This window comes from Micromonospora sp. NBC_00858 (assembly GCF_045207365.1).
Lineage (GTDB): Bacteria > Actinomycetota > Actinomycetes > Mycobacteriales > Micromonosporaceae > Micromonospora.
In genome coordinates this window covers 1,689,163-1,705,044 of record NZ_CP108828.1, presented here as the reverse complement: position 1 = coordinate 1,705,044, position 15,882 = coordinate 1,689,163, and the positions used below count along the sequence as shown (strand labels likewise).

Sequence of the window (15,882 nt, the reverse complement as noted above, 5' to 3'; positions counted from 1 at the left end):
ACGGGTCAGATCAGCCCGGCCCGGGTCCACAGCAGACGCCCTGGCCCGGCCACCAGTCCAACGCCCGCCAGGTTGGCGTGCACCCGCGCCGCCGACCAGCGCAGGGTGGCACGCCAGTGCGGGTTGGCGCGGGCAGCGGCCCGGCCGACCGCCGGTGGGATACCCACCGCCGCGTACGCGTCGGGATGGACCAGGCGGTTGGCGATCGTGTAGGCGGCCCGACCGACCAACAGTCGGGCGTACGCCATGCCCACCGGGCCGGTGGCCGCGACCGCGCCGGCCAGCTCCTCGCGGGCGAACCGGACGTGTCGCGCCTCCTCGACCACGTGGATGCGGGAGACCATCCGGATGAGCGGCTGGAGCGACTCGTCTGCCATGATCTCGCGCTGGAACGCGTCGAGGATCTCCTCCGCGATGAGGATCGCGGCGTACATCCGGGGACCGCTGGCGGTGGCCTTCAGGAAGCGCCCGAGGTGGTGATCCACCGTGCTCGCCCGGTAGACGGGGCAGTCCATCGCCTCGATCAGCCGGCCGAACATGATGGAGTGCCGGCACTCGTCAGCCACCTCGGTCAGCGCGTACTGGGCCTGCGGACTGGTCGGGTCGGCGCCGTAGTACTCCCGGATCAGCATCTGCATGAGGATCGTCTCGAACCACAGCCCGGCGCTGGCCGCGCTGGCCACCTCGTGCTTGGTGAGCTCGACGCGCTGCTCCTCGCTGAGCTGCTCCCACAGCGGCGTGCCGTAGAGGCTGCTGCGGTGCGGCGGGAGCCAGTAGGCGCCCGGAGTGTGCGGGGCATCCCAGTCGATCTCGACAGTGGGGTCGTAGCTGGTCCGCAGTGAGGACGTGAGTAGTCGTTCGGCGACCGCCGCGCGCTCGGTCTCCGTCGGTGCGGCCTCCATGGCTCCTCCATATTGACGTGACGACCGGTAACTGTTACGAGTAGTAGCATGCAATCGCCGCTCACCGATGTCAATGCAACCGACCCGCCGCCCCCGCCATCTGACGGCGATCCGAAGGCAAAGGGGAACGGCCGCCGGGACCGCTGGGCCGACCATCGTGAGCAACGAAGGCGGGAGCTGGTCGGGGCCGCCGTGCAGGCGTTGCTGCGGCACGGGCCGGGGGTCGACATGGACCAGGTGGCCGCCGCCGCAGGCGTCAGCAAACCGGTCCTCTACCGCTACTTCGCCGACAAGTCGCAGCTCTGGGTCGCGGTCAGCGAGGTGGTGGCGGCGCGCGTGGTCGACACCATCGCGCCGGCGGTAGCGCAGGTCCGCGAGGAACGTGACCTGGTCGAGGCGACGATCGACGCGTACCTCGGGGTGATCGAGTCGGAGCCGAGGCTCTACCGGTTCCTGATGCACCAGTCTGGCGACCCCGGCATCCACCAGGTGGTCGCCGGCACCAGCCGGCAGGTGGCCGCCGGGCTGGCCCGGGTGATCGGCGACCGGTTGCGTTCGCTGGGCCTGGACGCCGGTCCGGCGGAGCCGTGGGCGTACGGCCTGGTGGGCTTCGTGCAGGCGGTCGGCGACTGGTGGACCACGCACGGCCAGCCGATCAGCCGCGCGGCCCTCACCGATTACCTGACCGCTCTGCTGTGGAGCGGAATCGAGGGGGTACGGGCCAGCGCCGACCTGCCGCGCGAGCTCACCCGCGCCCACGAGCGGATCGTGCCGTGAGCTACCACGGCCCTGCGGGCGTCGAGGGCACCTCGGTCCGGGTGCACCTCAGTGGACGGTGGGAGCCGGTCGACGGCCGCTACCACTGGGGTGGGCGGATCGAGCCCGAGCCACGGGTGGCCCGCCTGCTGCGCTCCGGCCGGCGCGACGTCGAGTTACGCATCGCCGACCGCGTCCGGCCCGCCCGACTGGCCGAGGTCGACCCGTGGGGCGGCGTACGGATCACCGGCGTGGGCGATCCGCCCTGGCCGCCGTTGGCCGAACCGGGTGCCGTGTCCGAGCCTCTGGAGGAGTGATGGAATCAGACGTTGCCATTATCGGCGCCGGTTTCGGCGGTCTGGGCGCCGCCATCCGGCTCCAGCGGGCCGGCTTCACCGACTACCTCGTCTTCGACCGGGGTGACGACGTCGGGGGCACCTGGCGTGACAACAGCTACCCCGGCTGCGCCTGCGACGTCCCGTCGCACCTCTACTCCTTCTCCTTCGCCCCCAACCCCCGCTGGTCGAACACCTTCTCCAGCCAGCCGGAGATCTGGGACTACCTGCGCGGCTGCGTCGACCGCTTCGGCATACGCCCGAAGTTGCGGCTGCGCCACGAGGTGCGGGTTGCGAGCTGGGACGACCAGCGCCAACGCTGGCTGCTGCGCACCTCCGGCGGCGACCACACCGCCCGGGTCCTGATCTGTGCGGCCGGCCCGCTCAGCGACCCCGCCATCCCCGACCTGCCCGGGATCGACGAGTTCGCCGGTACGGTGTTCCACTCCGCCCGTTGGCCACACGACCACGACCTGACCGGCCGCCGCGTCGCGGTCATCGGCACCGGCGCCTCGGCGGTCCAGCTCGTGCCACAGATCCAGCCGACGGTCGAGAAGCTGACGCTGTTCCAGCGCACCCCCGCGTGGATCATGCCGAGGCTGTCGCGCCGGATCAGCCGGGTCGAGCAGGCCGTGTTCCGCACCGTGCCCGGCGCGCAGCGGGCCGTCCGGGCAGGGCTCTATCTGGTACGCGAAACCATGGGCCTGGGCTTCCTGCACCCGGCGGTCAACCGGCTCGCCTCGCGGCTGTCCCTGCGTACGCTGCGGCGTCAGGTCACCGACCCGCACCTGCGGGACAAGCTCACCCCTCGGTACGCGATGGGCTGCAAGCGGGTCCTGATCTCCAACGACTACTGGCCGTCGCTCACCCGGCCGAACGTCGACGTGGTCACCGCCGGCATCGCTCGGATCGTGCCGGATGGCCTGGTTACCGCCGACGGCGGACACCACCGGGCGGACACCATCATCCTCGGCACCGGCTTCCACGTCACCGACTCCCCTGTGGTGCGGCGCATCCACGGCCGTGGCGGACGCAGTCTGGGCGAGGCCTGGACCCCCAGCATGCACGCGTACCGGGGCACCACCATCGCCGGCTTCCCCAACCTGTTCTTCCTGCTCGGCCCGAACACCGGGCTCGGGCACACCTCCGTGGTGTTGATGATCGAGGCGCAGCTGCACCTGGTGCTCGCGGCCCTGCGGCACATGTGGGCCAAGGGCATCCAGGCCATCGAGCCCACCGCGGAGGCGCAACGACGCTGGACCGAACGGATCGACCGGAAGATGACCGGCACCGTCTGGCAGACCGGTTGTTCGAGCTGGTACCTCGACGCCACCGGCCGCAACACCACCATCTGGCCGGGCTTCGCCACCAGCTTCCGGATGCGGCTGCGCCGGTTCCGCCCGGCCGACTACCGGATCGCCACGCCCGGCAACACCCCCAACGATCCGGAACGGGAGCACGCCGATGCGGTATGACCTGGCGGGCAAGACCATGCTCATCACCGGCGCGGCACGCGGCATCGGGGCGCAGATGGCCCGCGAGGCCGTCGCCCGCGGCGCCCAGGTCGCCGTCGTGGGTCTGGAAGGCGAGCTGCTCAAGCAGCTCGGCGCCGACCTCGATGCGCACTGGTACGAGTGCGACGTCACCGACCAGGCGGCGCTGGACGCCGCGGTGGCCTCCACGGTGGACCGCTTCGGCGGCATCGACGTGGTCGTGGCGAATGCGGGCATCGCGAACCTCGGTACCGTCGCCGTGGGGCCGGTCGACGCGTTGGTCCGTACCGTCGAGGTGAACCTCTGCGGCGCGATCCGCACGGTCAGCGCGGCGCTTCCCCACGTCACCGCCGCCCGTGGCCACGTCCTGATCGTCTCGTCAGCCGCCGCCTTCACGGCGATGCCCGGCATGGCCGCCTACTGCGCGTCCAAGGCGGGCGTGGAGCAGTTCGCCAACGTGCTGCGCCTGGAGACCCGCCCACGCGGCGTCACCGTCGGCACCGCACATCCGATCTGGATCGACACCGACCTGGTCCGCGACATCCGTGACGACCTGGCATCGTTCCGCACCGCGCTGCGCCGGCTGCCGTGGCCGCTGTCCACCGTCGTACCCGTCGAGCAGTGCGTCGACGCCCTGCTGCGCGGCATCGAGCGCCGCAAACGCAAGGTGTACGTGCCACGGTCGCTCGCCATGGTGCAGGCGCTGCGACCGATGGTGCTGAGCGGCCTCTCGGACGCGTTGATCACCCGGTTCGGTGGCCAGACGATGGTCGGCCAGTTGGAGGACGAGGTACGCCAGCTCGGGCGTTCCTTCGGCAGGACGTCGGTGGGAGGGCAGCCATGACCGTTCACTTCCGTCGCGCGGGTAGCGGTGAGCCACTCGTGCTCATCCACGGCATCGGTCACCGCCACCAGGCCTGGGAGCCGGTGTTCGACCGGCTCACCGCCCACCACGAGGTGATCGCGCTCGACCTGCCCGGCTTCGGGAACTCCCCGGTGCCCGGCGCCGGCATGCCCGCCGACATGGCCGCCACCGTGGCCTCGGTCCTGCCGGTCCTGACCGGGTGGGGGCTGGAGCGTCCGCATGTGGCCGGCTACAGCCTCGGTGGGGCGATCGGCCTGGAGCTTGCCGCCACCGGGGCGGTCGCCTCGGCCACCGCCTTCTCCCCCGCCGGCTTCTTCACGCCGGCGGAGCGCCGACGGGCGCTGGCCATCCTCAAGATCTTGCGGGCCAACTCGTACCTGCCCACCCCGATCATGCGGCTCGCGCTGCGCTCGGCGTACCTGCGGGCGTTGTGCTTCGCGCCGCTGATGGCCCGCCCGGCGCTGCTGGACGTCGACCGCGCGCTGGGCGACGCGCTCGCCCTGCGGCGAGGGCTCGGCTTCAACGCCGTGGCCCGAGCCGCCCGCCACTACCGCTTCGACTGCCCCCGGCTGTCCGACGTGACGGTGCCGGTGACCATCGGCTGGGGCGACTGCGACCGCATCTTCGGCGTCCACCAGGCCGAGCGCGCCCGGGCCGGCCTGCCGGCAGCCCGGGTGGTGACGCTGCCCCGCTGCGGGCACGTGCCGATGAGCGACGACCCGGACCTGGTCGCCGCACTCATCCTGGAGACCACCGGCGCCGTGCCCCGCACCGAGCGACCGGACCCGTCGGTGGTCGCCTAAAGGACGTCTCGTAACTCACCGAAGGTGTTGCCCCGCCCGGGCTGGTGGTTCAGCCGGCGAGGATGATGTTGTGGAGATGGGCGATGCCGGAAGCAGCGTCGGTCAATGTGTGGGCGGCGCGGCGGTAGTCGCGGAGGATCTTGAAGCACTTCATCCTGGCCAGGGCGTGTTCCACCTGTGCTCGGACGGTGCGGTGCTGTCTGTTCAGGTCTGCCTTCCACTCGGGTAGCTCGCTGTCGTCGGCTGGCTTGCGGTACGGGATGATCACCTCTGGGTTGCCGCGGTAGGCGCCGTCGGCCATGACCGGCCGTCCGGCCAGCTTCTGGTCGATGCCGCTGGTCCGGTAGACGATGGTGTCGTTGCGGTTGCCGGGTTGTGGGTCGCCGAGGGCCACCACGAGGCGGGTGTGGGCGTCGATGGCGACCTGCAGGTTCGTCGAGTAGCGGTAGTTCTTGCTCGGGGCGGCCAGGCGGTGGTCCCGGGTCGGGATGAGGGTGCCGTCGACGATCGCGATCTGGTCGACCCGGCGCCGGCGAATCGGGGCCAGGGCCAGCAGCGGGCCGAGGGTGTCGATGACCCGGTGAGCGGCGGAGTGCGACACCCCGAACAACGGGCCGATCTGGCGCATCGTCAGGTTCGTCCGCCAGTACGCGGCGACCAGCAGCACCCGGTCGGCCAGGTCGAGAGCCCACTGCCGGCCTGGCCGGCCGTCAGCGATCGCGTCACCGCCACGCTCGGCGACCAGGTGGACCAGCCGGCGGAACTGGGCGGGCTGCAGTCCAGTGAACGGAAAGATCCACTCCGGGTGCCTCGCGGTGATCACCTGCACCCAGACATCCTCGATGACCGTCCTCAGCAGACAGACGCCGGGATTACGAGACGTCCCTTAGGCAGCGCGGGTCAGGAAAATCACTTCACAGACTAAAAACTTGCAGCCTCCGCAAGTTGGCTCCTAGCCTCGCTCGCGTGACCGACACCGACCACGCTGCCACCGGGCGTCGGGACCGCAAGAAGCGGCTGACGCGGGCCGCGCTGACCGCCGCCGCGCTGCGGCTGGTCGCCGAACGCGGCTTGGAGCACGTGACGGTGGAGGAGATCAGCGAGGCCGCCGACGTCTCCTCGCGTACCTTCTTCAACTACTTCACCTGCAAGGACGAGGCGCTCACCGACGACCCGGCGCTCGACGGCACCCCGGTTGTGGCGCGTCTGGCCGCCGTCCCCGCGCAGGTGCCGGCGTTGCAGGCGGTCCGGCTCGCCCTCGACGAGGCGATCGACACGATGCAGGCCGACCGGGAGTTGTGGAGGCTGCGGCTGGCGGTCATCGCCCAGAACCCCGCGCTGCTGCCGCGGCTGATAGCCGGCAACATCGCGACCGAGCGGGCCATGGTCACGGTCATCGCCACCCGCCTCGGCGTAGGTCCCGACCACGGCCTCCCGCCGCTGATCATCGCTGTCACCAGTGCCTCCTTCCACACCGCGATGCTGCGCTGGGCCGCCAGCGACGACACCCGCCCCCTGCGCGACTTCGTGGACGAGGCGTTCGCCGCCGTCGCCGCCGGCCTTCCGGATCCGCCACACCCCTCCTGACCCCACCAGTCCCCGCCCCGCCGCATCAGCTCCGGGGCCAGTCACTCCGCTACAAACCCGACAAGGGAGCGTCAATGACCACAACCGCCCCGCCCGCCGACACCGCCGATGTCGGCACGCGCATGTCGCGTCGGGAGGTTCTCCAGGCCCTTTCCGGCCTGATGGTCGGCATGTTCGTGTCCATCCTCGCCTCCACGGTGGTGGCGAACGCGCTGCCGCGGATCATCGCCGATCTGAACGGCAGTCAGACGGTCTACACGTGGATCGTCACCAGCGAACTGCTCGCCATGACGGCCACGGTGCCGCTGTGGGGCAAGATGGCCGACCTGTACAGCAAGAAGCTGCTGATCCAGCTCTCCCTGGGACTGTTCGTGGTGGGTTCACTCATCGCGGGCTTCACGCCGAACGTCGAGGTGCTGCTGCTCAGCCGTGTCGTCCAGGGCGTTGGCGCCGGCGGCATGACGGCGCTGGCCACGATCGTCATGGCGGCGATGATCCCGCCGCGTGAGCTGGGCCGCTACGCCGGCATCTTCGGCGCGGTCTTCGGTGTCGGCACCATCGCCGGTCCGCTGATCGGTGGCCTGCTCGTCGACACGTCTTGGCTGGGCTGGCGGTGGTGCTTCCTGATCGGGGTCCCGTTCAGCATCATCTCCATCGCCCTGCTGCAGCGCACCCTGCACCTGCCGGTCGTCCGCCACAAGGCCAAGATCGACTGGCTGGGCGCCCTGCTCATCACCTCGGGCGTCTCCACACTGCTGATCTGGTCGTCCCTGGCCGGGAACAAGTTCGACTGGGTCTCCGGCTGGACGGCCCTGATGGTCATCGGCGGTCTGGTCCTGCTGGCGCTGGCCGTGGCCGTCGAGTCGCGGGCGGCGGAGCCGATCGTCCCGCTGGACATCTTCCGCAACCGCACGGTCTCGCTGGCCACGATCGCCAGCGTGCTGGTCGGTGTGGCGATGTTCGGCGGCACCGTCTTCCTGTCCCAGTACTTCCAGATCTCGCTGGGCAAGTCGCCGACCGTCGCGGGCCTGATGAGCCTTCCGATGATCTTCGGTCTGCTCGTCTCGTCGACGGTGGCCGGCCAGCTCATCACGAAGTACGGCCGGTGGAAGGCCTATCTGGTGGCCGGCGCCGCGGTGATGACCGTCGGGATGCTGCTCCTGGGCACCATCGACGCCGACACCAGCGTCGTCGTCCTGTCGATCTACATGGCCGTGCTGGGCATCGGCGTCGGCATGCTCATGCAGAACCTCGTGCTCGCCGCGCAGAACGACGTGCCGGCCAACGAACTCGGCGCCACCACCTCGGCGCTGACGTTCTTCCGCAGCATGGGCGGCGCCATCGGGGTCAGCGCCCTCGGCGCGGTGCTGGCGAGCCGGGTGACCTCGCTGACGGCCGAGCGGCTCGGCCCGGCGGCGACGGCCGGCGGCGGCTCCGCTGAGGTGCCCGACCTGTCCACCCTGCCTGAGCCGGTGCTGCGCATCGTGCAGGACGTGTACGGCATCGCCACCGCCGACCTCTTCCTGGTCGGCGCGCCGTTCGCGCTGCTCGCGCTGGTCGTCGTGCTGTTCATCAAGGAGAAGCCGCTGCACACCCTCAGCGGGGACGAACGACGCGCCCAGGAGGAGGCGGCCGCAAAGGCCGCGATTCACTGAGCCGTACGACAGCACAACGGGGGCGGGCCGGTTGGCCCGCCCCCGTTCTGCGCCCACACCGCTGGCCGCCCCGTGACGTGGCCGCGTTTTTCGGTATCGACAAGCTGTGAACCGGTTGCCACGTAACGTGAAGTACAGCCGGCCAACGGCTGACGCCGGACGTGCGCCGGGCCGCCACTGTGGCGGCACCGCTCGGCCAACTGCCGGGAGTCCGGCGAGATTCCCGACCCGGCCTGATCCGGGTATGCGCGGATTCTGCCCAGTAGGCAGGACGACGTTGCGAGGCTTCGGACAGCTCTGCACCGCCGCCGGCCTACTCAGCCGCAGGAGGTGCGGACCATGCTGTCGGTATTCGATCCTCGGCACACTGTCGCTCCCCCGGGATACAGCCGCTGGCTCATCCCGACCGCGGCACTGGCCGTGCACGTGTGCATTGGCCAGGTCTACGCGACGAGCGTCTACAAGAACTCCCTCATCGCGCACTTCGACACCAGTCAGACGGCGATCGGGGCGATCTTCAGTATCGCCATCGTCATGCTGGGTTCGTCCGCGGCCGTGGGTGGCAGGTGGGTGGAGCGGAACGGACCGCGCCGGGCGATGTTCGTCTCCGCCTGTTTCTGGGCCGTGGGGTTCCTGGTCGGCGCGCTCGGCATCGCGACCCATCAGCTCTGGCTGCTCTACCTCGGATACGGCGTCATCGGCGGCATCGGGCTCGGCATCGGCTACATCTCGCCCGTCTCCACACTGATCAAGTGGTTCCCGGACCGGCCCGGCCTCGCCACCGGGCTTGCCATCATGGGGTTCGGCGGTGGCGCCCTGGTCGCCGGCCCGCTCGCGCGCCAACTGCTCTCCCTCTACGACTCCGGCTACAACCCGAACAACCCTGCTGCTGTGGCGTCGGGGCATGCCCTCGTGGCACTCTTCGTCACGTTCGGCATCGGCTACTTCGTGATCATGATGTTCGGCCCGTTCAACGTCCGGGTTCCTCCGCCGGACTGGCGGCCCGCCGGGTTCGACCCCGCGACCGTCGCCACCCGGCCTCTGGTGACGAGGGCGAGCGTGTCCGCGACGAACGCCGTACGTACCCGGTCGTTCTGGCTGCTGTGGATCGTGCTGTTCTGCAACGTCACGGCGGGCATCGGCATCCTGGAGCAGGCCAGCCCGATGATCCAGGACTTCTTCCGGGACAACGGGACCACCGCCATCTCGGTGTCCGCGGCGGCCGGTTTCGTGGGGGTGCTGTCGCTGTTCAACATGGCCGGGCGATTCGTCTGGTCGACGACGTCGGACCTCATCGGCCGCAAGCCCATCTACATGGTCTACCTCGGCGTCGGCATGGTGCTGTACGCACTGCTCGCCGTGGCCGGCCACTCCGCGACCGCGGTCTTCGTGCTGATCGCCGCCGCGATCATCTCCTTCTACGGCGGTGGCTTCGCCACCATGCCCGCCTACCTGCGCGACCTGTTCGGCACCTTCCAGGTCGGCGCCATCCACGGCCGGCTGCTGACCGCCTGGTCGGCCGCGGGCGTCGCCGGCCCGTTGATCGTCAACGGGATCCTCGACACGCAGGGCAAGCCCGGCACGCTCACCGCGTCGGCGTACCGGCCCGCGCTGTTCACCATGGTCGGCATCCTCGCCGTCGGGTTCATCGCGAACCTGCTGGTCCGTTCCGTGCCAGCGCGGTTCCATGAACCCGACCGGGGACCAACGTCCCCCGTGGCGCGCGCCAGCGTCACCGAGCCGGTCGCCCTCGGCCCGGAGAGCAGGCCCCCGGTGCCCGAGCACGTCGGTACCCAGACCGGGCGGCTCTGGTTGTCGTGGCTGCTGGTCGCGGCGCTACTCGGATACGGCATCGTCCAGACCGCCATCACCGCCGCGAAGCTGTTCACCGGCTGATGTCGTCCGCACCCGGGCGGGGAGGGTTGTCGAGCTGCGGCCCGCCGGCGGGCCAAGGCGCTCAGGGCTGGTGGAGCGCAGCCGAGCCGTTCTGATCGAGCCGCTCCCGTTGTGGCACGACCGTGTACTTCGGATCGCGTGCCGACGCCCGTCCCGCCTCGAAGACGCCGAACCGGGTGGCGACGGACGATGCCACGAGGGCCGCGCCGGAGATCGCCGACAGGAGCCGGTTGCGTCGGCTGAGCAGCGCAGCCGCGGTGCCCACGGCGAGCAGAGCGCGTCCCGCCTTGACCGTCCGGCCGCTGCGTCCGTGCGCGTAGGGCTCGCCGGTCAGTCCCTGCCGCTCCAGCTGACGCCCGCCGCCCAGCTCGATGGCTGCGGCGGCCAGGGCGAGTCGTCGCACGGGGGCGGTCTCCCCGGCCGGTGCCGCGATCAGTGCGACCCCGGACGCGGCGGCGAGCGCGCTGCCGGCGAAGACGAACGGCAGCGACGGGTAGGCGTCGTGCCAGGACGGTACGGCGGTGTCGGCGAGCAGCACCCCGGTGTACGTGGCCAGCGCCGGCGCGGTGGCCGCGGCGGCCAGACCGGCGACGTTGCCGACGGGCGGTGCGATCCGGCGGGCGAGGCCGAACACACCGTGCTGCGGGAGCAGCGGCGCGAGTTCGGCGACTGCGGCCACACCGGCCAACGGCCCGAACGCGGCGAGGATCCAGGTGCCGACCGACATCGGTGAGGTCAGCTTGGCCACCCGGAGCATGTGGTGGAACCGGTCCGGGCGCCCAAGGTCGTGGACCAGCAGGTACGTGCTGGCGGCGACGCCGCCGAGGGCAGTCCACCGGCCCACCTTGCGCAGCCCGGGCCGCCCGGTCAGTTGGGCGCCCGCTCCGATCAGCGCACTCCCGGCGGCGAGGCCGCCGGTGAACAGGTAGCCGGCGATGTCGTGCTTCCACACCGGCGGTTTGAGGACCGGCCGGCCGTAGTAGGAGGTGAAGTCGGCCGGCGGCACCGTGAGCTGCTCGCCGTCGCCGCGCCGCCTGCCGGGCTGGCGCTTCCCGTCGGGCCGGTCGAGGCCGGCCTGGAACTCGCGGAACCGGGCGCCGACCGGCTCGTTCGATGGTGTCGCGTCGGTCATGGCCGCCTGCCCAGGAACGCGACCGCCATGGCGACCGCCATCGTCATCGCCGCCAGGCCGGCGCGCTTCCACATGGCCGGCAGGTCCCGGGTGGTCACCACCGGATCCGGCGGCAGCCCATACACCTCGGGCTCATCCAGCAACAGGAAAAACGCCCCGTCACCACCAACACCATCGTTCGGATCATGCCCGTACAACCGCGCCTCGGACACCCCCCGCTCGTGCAACGTCTCGACCCGCGCGGCAGCCCGCTCCCGCAACTCATCCAACGCCCCGTACTGGATCGACTCCGTCGGACACGCCTGCGCACACGCCGGAGTCATCCCCGCACCCAGCCGGTCGTAGCACAACGTGCACTTCCACGCCCGACCATCATCCTTACGCTGATCAATCACACCGTAGGGGCACGCCGAGATGCAGTAACCACAGCCGTTACAGATGTCCTCCTGCACCACCACCGTCCCGAACTCCGTCCGGAACAACGAACCCGTTGGACAGACATCCAGGCAGGCCGCGTGCGTGCAGTGCTTACACACGTCCGACATCATCAACCAGCGGAAATCGCTGCGCCCCTCCGCGCCGGTGCCCCGACCCGGCGGCTGCGTACCCGGCATCCCGAGGAACTCCGGCCCGGCGGCCATCCGGGCCGCCGCCGGCGGCGAGCCGGACGGCAGGCCCGGATCCGTCCCGGTGTCGGTGCTGGTGTGCGCGGCGACCGCCGCCGTTTCCGGGCTGACCGGCGGTCCGTCCGGGTTGTCTTCGAACGCCGGGGTCGCCCAACCGAGCGGGCGGGACTGTTCGACGAACGCGACGTGCCGCCACGCGTTCGCGGTCAGCGCCCCGGTGTTGTCGTAGGACATGCCGAGCAGGTCCAGGCCGGAGCCGGGGACGTTGTTCCACTCCTTGCAGGCGACCTCGCAGGCCTTGCAGCCGATGCAGACGCTGGTGTCGGTGAAGAACCCCATCCGCGGCGGGGCGTCCTCGTAGCCGGCGTCGGGCGCTGGGTCGAGCGGTCCGTACAGGCTGTTGGCGTGGGGCATCGGTCAGACCTCCGGGTCGCGGCCGCTGTCGGCGGCGTCGGTCGTGACCTGCGGTGGATAGTGCGGGCTGAGATCCCCCGACCGCCGCCGGTAGTCGACGAGAAAGTCCAGCAGGCCCTGGCCTCTCGGGCGTCGACCGGGCCGAACGTCACAGGTCCCGACCTTGCTCTCCTGGATCAGGACGTTCGGGTCGAGGCTGATGCCGAACAGGTCGTTGGCCGAGTCGCCGGTCACCAGGCCCTCGAAGCCGAAGTGGTACGGCAACCAGACCTGATGGATGATCCGGCCGTCCACCCGCAGCGGGGTGAGCCGATCGGTCACCAGCACCCGTGCCTCGATGGCCGCGCGGGCGCTGACCAGGTGGGCCCAGCCCAGGTGGTTGAGCCCTCGTTCGACCGCCAGTTCCGGCGACACCTCGACGAACATCTCCGGTTGCAGCTCGGCCAGCGGGCCGACCGTGCGGCTCATCGCGCCGGCGGTGTGGTGTTCGGTGAGCCGGCTGACCGTGAAGATGTACGGGAACACCTCGCTGTACGGCTCCGGGGGGCTCGGGTTGAGCGTGTTGATCGGGTGCGTGTAGACCTTGCGGGTCGGGTTGGCCTGCTGGCGGTAGAGCGGGTTGCGCACCGGTGACTCGACCGGCTCGTAATGGGTGGGCATCGGCCCGTCGAGCACGCCGGTGGGCGCGTACAGCCAGCCCTTGCCGTCGCCCTGGAGGACGAACGGGTCGTCACCGGCGATCCCGGCCACGCCTGAGGAGTCCGGGGGCGGCCGGTAGGACGGTGGTTTGGTCTTCTCGAAGTCCGGCACGTCGTAGCCGGTCCACTCGGCCTTCTGCGGGTCCCACCAGACGTACTTCTTGCGCTCACTCCAGGGTTTGCCGTCCGGGTCGGCGGAGGCGCGGTTGTAGAGGATCCGCCGGTTCGCCGGCCAGGCCCAACCCCACTCCGCGGCGACCCAGTCCTGCTCCGCGCCGGGCTTGCGGCGGGCGGCCTGGTTGACGCCGTCGGCGTAGACGCCGGTGTAGATCCAGCAGCCACCGGCGGTGGAACCATCGTCCTTCATCTCGGTGAACGTCGACAGCGGTCGACCACTGGCCACCTCGTAGCCGTTGATCTCGTACAGCACCGATTCGGCGCTCGGTTCGGCATTCGGCCCGTGCGTCGGGTAGTGCCAGTTCAGGTCGAGCAGCGCCCGGTCGCGGGGCTGCGTCGACTGTGCCAGTCGTTCCCGGATGATGCGGCCGAGGTGGTAGAAGAACCACAGCTCGGAGCGGGCGTCGCCCGGGGGTTCGACGGCCTTCTCGCGCCACTGCAGCAGCCGTTGGGTCTGGGTGAAGGTGCCCTCCTTCTCCACGTGCGAGGCGGCGGGCAGGAAGAACACCTCGGTACGGCACTCCTCGGGCACGATCTCACCGGTCTCGATCTCCGGCGCATGCTGCCAGAACGTGGCACTTTCGATCATGAACAGGTCACGGACCACCAACCAGTCGAGGTTGGCCATGCCGAGGCGCTGGGCGCGGCCGTGCGCCGAGCCGACGGCCGGGTTCTGCCCGAGCAGGAAGTACCCCTTGATCTTGCCGTCGATCATGTTGAGCACCTGTTGGTAGGTGCCATGGTCGCCGGTCATCCGGGGCATGTAGCCGTAGCAGTAGTCGTTCTCGGCCGTCGCCGCGTCGCCCCAGTACGCCTTGAGCAGGTTCACCCCGTAGGCACGGGCGTCACCCCAGAAGCCTTTCTGGCCGGGGTGGCGGATGCTGTCGACCCACTCGTCAAGGCTCGGGTGGTCGGCGTGGTGCGGCATCGGAAGGTAGCCGGGCAGCAGGTTGAAAAGCGTCGGGATGTCGGTGGAGCCCTGGATGCTGGCGTGCCCGCGCAGGGCCATGACCCCACCGCCCGGGCGGCCGATATTGCCGAGCAACAGTTGGATGATCGCGCCGGTGCGGATGTACTGCACGCCCACGCTGTGCTGCGTCCAACCCACCGAGTAGATCAGCATCCCGGTACGTTCCCGGCCGGAATTCGCCGTCCAGGCCTGCGCCAGTTCCAGGAACTTCTCCTGCGGAATGCCGCAGACCCGTTCCACCATCTCCGGGGTGTACCGGGCATAGTGCCGCTTGAGGATCTGGTAGACGCACCGCGGATGCTGCAACGTCTCGTCCCGCAGGGTCTGGCCGTTGACCGGTGCGCCGTGCGACTCGTGCTCCAGCCCGGCCGCGGTCTCCCGCTGTGTCTCGGTGTCGCGGGTCGGGACGTTCTGCCTCTGCCCCTCGTACCGCCAGCTGGACTGGTCGTAGCTGGCGTTCTCCTCCTTGAAACCGGAGAAGAGCCCGTGCAGATCCTCGGTGTCGCGGAACTCGTCGGTCACGATCGTCGCGGCGTTGGTGTAGGCGACCACGTACTCGCGGAAGTCGAGTTCGTTGTCCAGGATGTAGCGCACCACCCCACCCAGCAGGGCGATGTCGGTGCCCGCCCGGATCGGCAGGTAGCTGTCGGCGACCGCGCTGGTCCGGGTGAACCGCGGATCGACATGGAACACCTTCGCGCCGCGCCGCTTGGCCTCCATCACCCACTGAAAGCCCACCGGGTGCGCCTCAGCCATGTTCGAACCCTGGATGACGATCACGTCAGCGTTGGCGATGTCCTGCTGGAAATCCGTCGCACCGCCACGACCGAAGCTGGTCCCCAGACCGGGAACGGTGGAGGAGTGTCAAATACGGGCCTGGTTCTCGATCTGGAGCGCACCCATCGCGGTGAACAACTTCTTGATGAGGTAGTTCTCCTCGTTGTCCAGCGTCGCCCCGCCCAGACTGGAAATACCCAACGTCCGGTTCAGCTGCCGACCCTGCGCGTCGACGTCCTCCCAGGTCTCCTCTCGGGCCGCCAACACCCGGTCGGCGATCATGTTCATCGCAGTGTCGAGATCGAGGTCCTCCCACTCCGTGCCGTACGGCCGGCGGTAGCGGACCGTCGTCTGCCGCAACGGGCTGGTCACCAGGCTCTTGCTGGCCGCGCCCTTCGGACAGAGCCGACCCCGCGAGATCGGACTGTCCGGATCGCCCTCGATCTGACTGACCTGCCCGTCCTTGACGAACACCCGCTGGCCGCAACCGACGGCACAGTAGGGGCAGACGGACTTGGCCACCGAGTCGGCCGTGTCGGTGCGGGCGGTGAGCGACAGGGAGCCGGCGGACTTGGCCGCGGCACCTCGACCGAGCGGGTCCGTGCCGGTGAGCTGACGGTAGAGCGGCCAGCTTTCGACCCAGCGGCGCACCCCCATCGCTGCACCTTTCCGACGAAAGCGATAAAACATGAACAGACTGACAATAGATGAGTAGCCGTCCGGCCCGCAGCGGATCCCGCAGCAACCGCTCGTAAGCCAGGGTGCGGCGACCACCGTGCCGATCGCGCGCGGTCGA

Annotated in this window: 13 protein-coding genes; 8 read left to right on the top strand and 5 right to left on the bottom strand. The window is 70.1% G+C overall.

What is annotated here, in order from left to right:
• Positions 1-5: 5 nt before the first annotated feature.
• A complete protein-coding gene (locus tag OG990_RS08060; protein ID WP_328415840.1) occupies positions 6-902 on the bottom strand; it encodes a diiron oxygenase in 897 nt (298 codons plus the stop codon).
• 192 nt (positions 903-1,094) lie between these two features.
• Here OG990_RS08060 and OG990_RS08055 point away from each other — a divergent pair, with 192 nt between their 5' ends.
• Genes OG990_RS08055 through OG990_RS08035 form a run of 5 tightly spaced genes read left to right on the top strand, consistent with a single transcriptional unit; the run spans position 1,095 to position 5,154 of the window.
• A complete protein-coding gene (locus OG990_RS08055) occupies positions 1,095-1,679 on the top strand; it encodes a TetR family transcriptional regulator (protein ID WP_406079613.1) in 585 nt (194 codons plus the stop codon).
• Complete coding sequence (locus tag OG990_RS08050) at positions 1,676-1,975, top strand: DUF4873 domain-containing protein (protein WP_328415836.1); 300 nt, start codon at positions 1,676-1,678, stop codon at positions 1,973-1,975. Before OG990_RS08055 ends, OG990_RS08050 begins: the two co-directional genes overlap by 4 nt.
• Positions 1,975-3,468, top strand: coding sequence for an NAD(P)/FAD-dependent oxidoreductase (locus OG990_RS08045; RefSeq protein ID WP_328415834.1), 1,494 nt, complete (start codon positions 1,975-1,977; stop codon positions 3,466-3,468). Before OG990_RS08050 ends, OG990_RS08045 begins: the two co-directional genes overlap by 1 nt.
• Positions 3,458-4,330, top strand: a complete 873-nt coding sequence (locus OG990_RS08040) for an SDR family oxidoreductase (protein ID WP_328415832.1) — start codon at positions 3,458-3,460, stop codon at positions 4,328-4,330. The genes OG990_RS08045 and OG990_RS08040 overlap by 11 nt, the downstream gene beginning before the upstream one ends.
• A complete protein-coding gene (locus OG990_RS08035) occupies positions 4,327-5,154 on the top strand; it encodes an alpha/beta fold hydrolase (protein ID WP_406079611.1) in 828 nt (275 codons plus the stop codon). Before OG990_RS08040 ends, OG990_RS08035 begins: the two co-directional genes overlap by 4 nt.
• Positions 5,155-5,203: 49 nt before the next feature.
• Here the strand turns inward: OG990_RS08035 and OG990_RS08030 are convergent, their stop codons facing one another.
• Entirely contained in the window at positions 5,204-5,983 is a 780-nt protein-coding gene (locus tag OG990_RS08030; RefSeq protein ID WP_406079610.1) for a transposase family protein, read from the bottom strand.
• 137 nt (positions 5,984-6,120) lie between these two features.
• On the opposite strand from OG990_RS08030, the gene OG990_RS08025 reads away from it, so the two are divergent.
• From OG990_RS08025 to OG990_RS08015, 3 genes are all read left to right on the top strand, one after another.
• Entirely contained in the window at positions 6,121-6,741 is a 621-nt protein-coding gene (locus tag OG990_RS08025) for a TetR family transcriptional regulator (protein ID WP_355613872.1), read from the top strand.
• 74 nt (positions 6,742-6,815) lie between these two features.
• Positions 6,816-8,396, top strand: a complete 1,581-nt coding sequence (locus tag OG990_RS08020; protein WP_406079608.1) for an MDR family MFS transporter — start codon at positions 6,816-6,818, stop codon at positions 8,394-8,396.
• A gap of 339 nt (positions 8,397-8,735) precedes the next feature.
• Positions 8,736-10,292: an OFA family MFS transporter gene (locus tag OG990_RS08015; protein ID WP_355613870.1), complete on the top strand. Its 1,557-nt coding sequence runs from the start codon at positions 8,736-8,738 to the stop codon at positions 10,290-10,292.
• A gap of 61 nt (positions 10,293-10,353) precedes the next feature.
• Here OG990_RS08015 and nrfD read toward each other — a convergent pair whose 3' ends face one another.
• Genes nrfD through fdh form a run of 3 tightly spaced genes read right to left on the bottom strand, consistent with a single transcriptional unit; the run spans position 10,354 to position 15,743 of the window.
• Positions 10,354-11,424 carry an NrfD/PsrC family molybdoenzyme membrane anchor subunit gene (gene nrfD, locus OG990_RS08010; RefSeq protein WP_406079607.1) on the bottom strand — a complete coding sequence of 357 codons (1,071 nt, stop codon included), beginning with the start codon at positions 11,422-11,424 and terminating at the stop codon, positions 10,354-10,356.
• Positions 11,421-12,464 carry a 4Fe-4S dicluster domain-containing protein gene (locus tag OG990_RS08005; RefSeq protein WP_406079605.1) on the bottom strand — a complete coding sequence of 348 codons (1,044 nt, stop codon included), beginning with the start codon at positions 12,462-12,464 and terminating at the stop codon, positions 11,421-11,423. Before OG990_RS08005 ends, nrfD begins: the two co-directional genes overlap by 4 nt.
• Before the next feature lie 3 nt (positions 12,465-12,467).
• Complete coding sequence (gene fdh / locus OG990_RS08000; RefSeq protein ID WP_406079603.1) at positions 12,468-15,743, bottom strand: formate dehydrogenase; 3,276 nt, start codon at positions 15,741-15,743, stop codon at positions 12,468-12,470.
• Positions 15,744-15,882 lie beyond the last annotated feature (139 nt).

What these genes read in the sequence shown, in the direction of transcription:
- OG990_RS08060 (WP_328415840.1), bottom strand. Translation starts at nt 902, where the DNA reads ATGGAGGCCGCACCGACGGAGACCGAGCGCGCGGCGGTCGCCGAACGA.
- OG990_RS08045 (WP_328415834.1), top strand. Translation starts at nt 1,975, where the DNA reads ATGGAATCAGACGTTGCCATTATCGGCGCCGGTTTCGGCGGTCTGGGC.
- OG990_RS08040 (WP_328415832.1), top strand. Translation starts at nt 3,458, where the DNA reads ATGCGGTATGACCTGGCGGGCAAGACCATGCTCATCACCGGCGCGGCA.
- OG990_RS08035 (WP_406079611.1), top strand. Translation starts at nt 4,327, where the DNA reads ATGACCGTTCACTTCCGTCGCGCGGGTAGCGGTGAGCCACTCGTGCTC.
- OG990_RS08020 (WP_406079608.1), top strand. Translation starts at nt 6,816, where the DNA reads ATGACCACAACCGCCCCGCCCGCCGACACCGCCGATGTCGGCACGCGC.
- OG990_RS08015 (WP_355613870.1), top strand. Translation starts at nt 8,736, where the DNA reads ATGCTGTCGGTATTCGATCCTCGGCACACTGTCGCTCCCCCGGGATAC.
- nrfD (WP_406079607.1), bottom strand. Translation starts at nt 11,424, where the DNA reads ATGACCGACGCGACACCATCGAACGAGCCGGTCGGCGCCCGGTTCCGC.
- OG990_RS08005 (WP_406079605.1), bottom strand. Translation starts at nt 12,464, where the DNA reads ATGCCCCACGCCAACAGCCTGTACGGACCGCTCGACCCAGCGCCCGAC.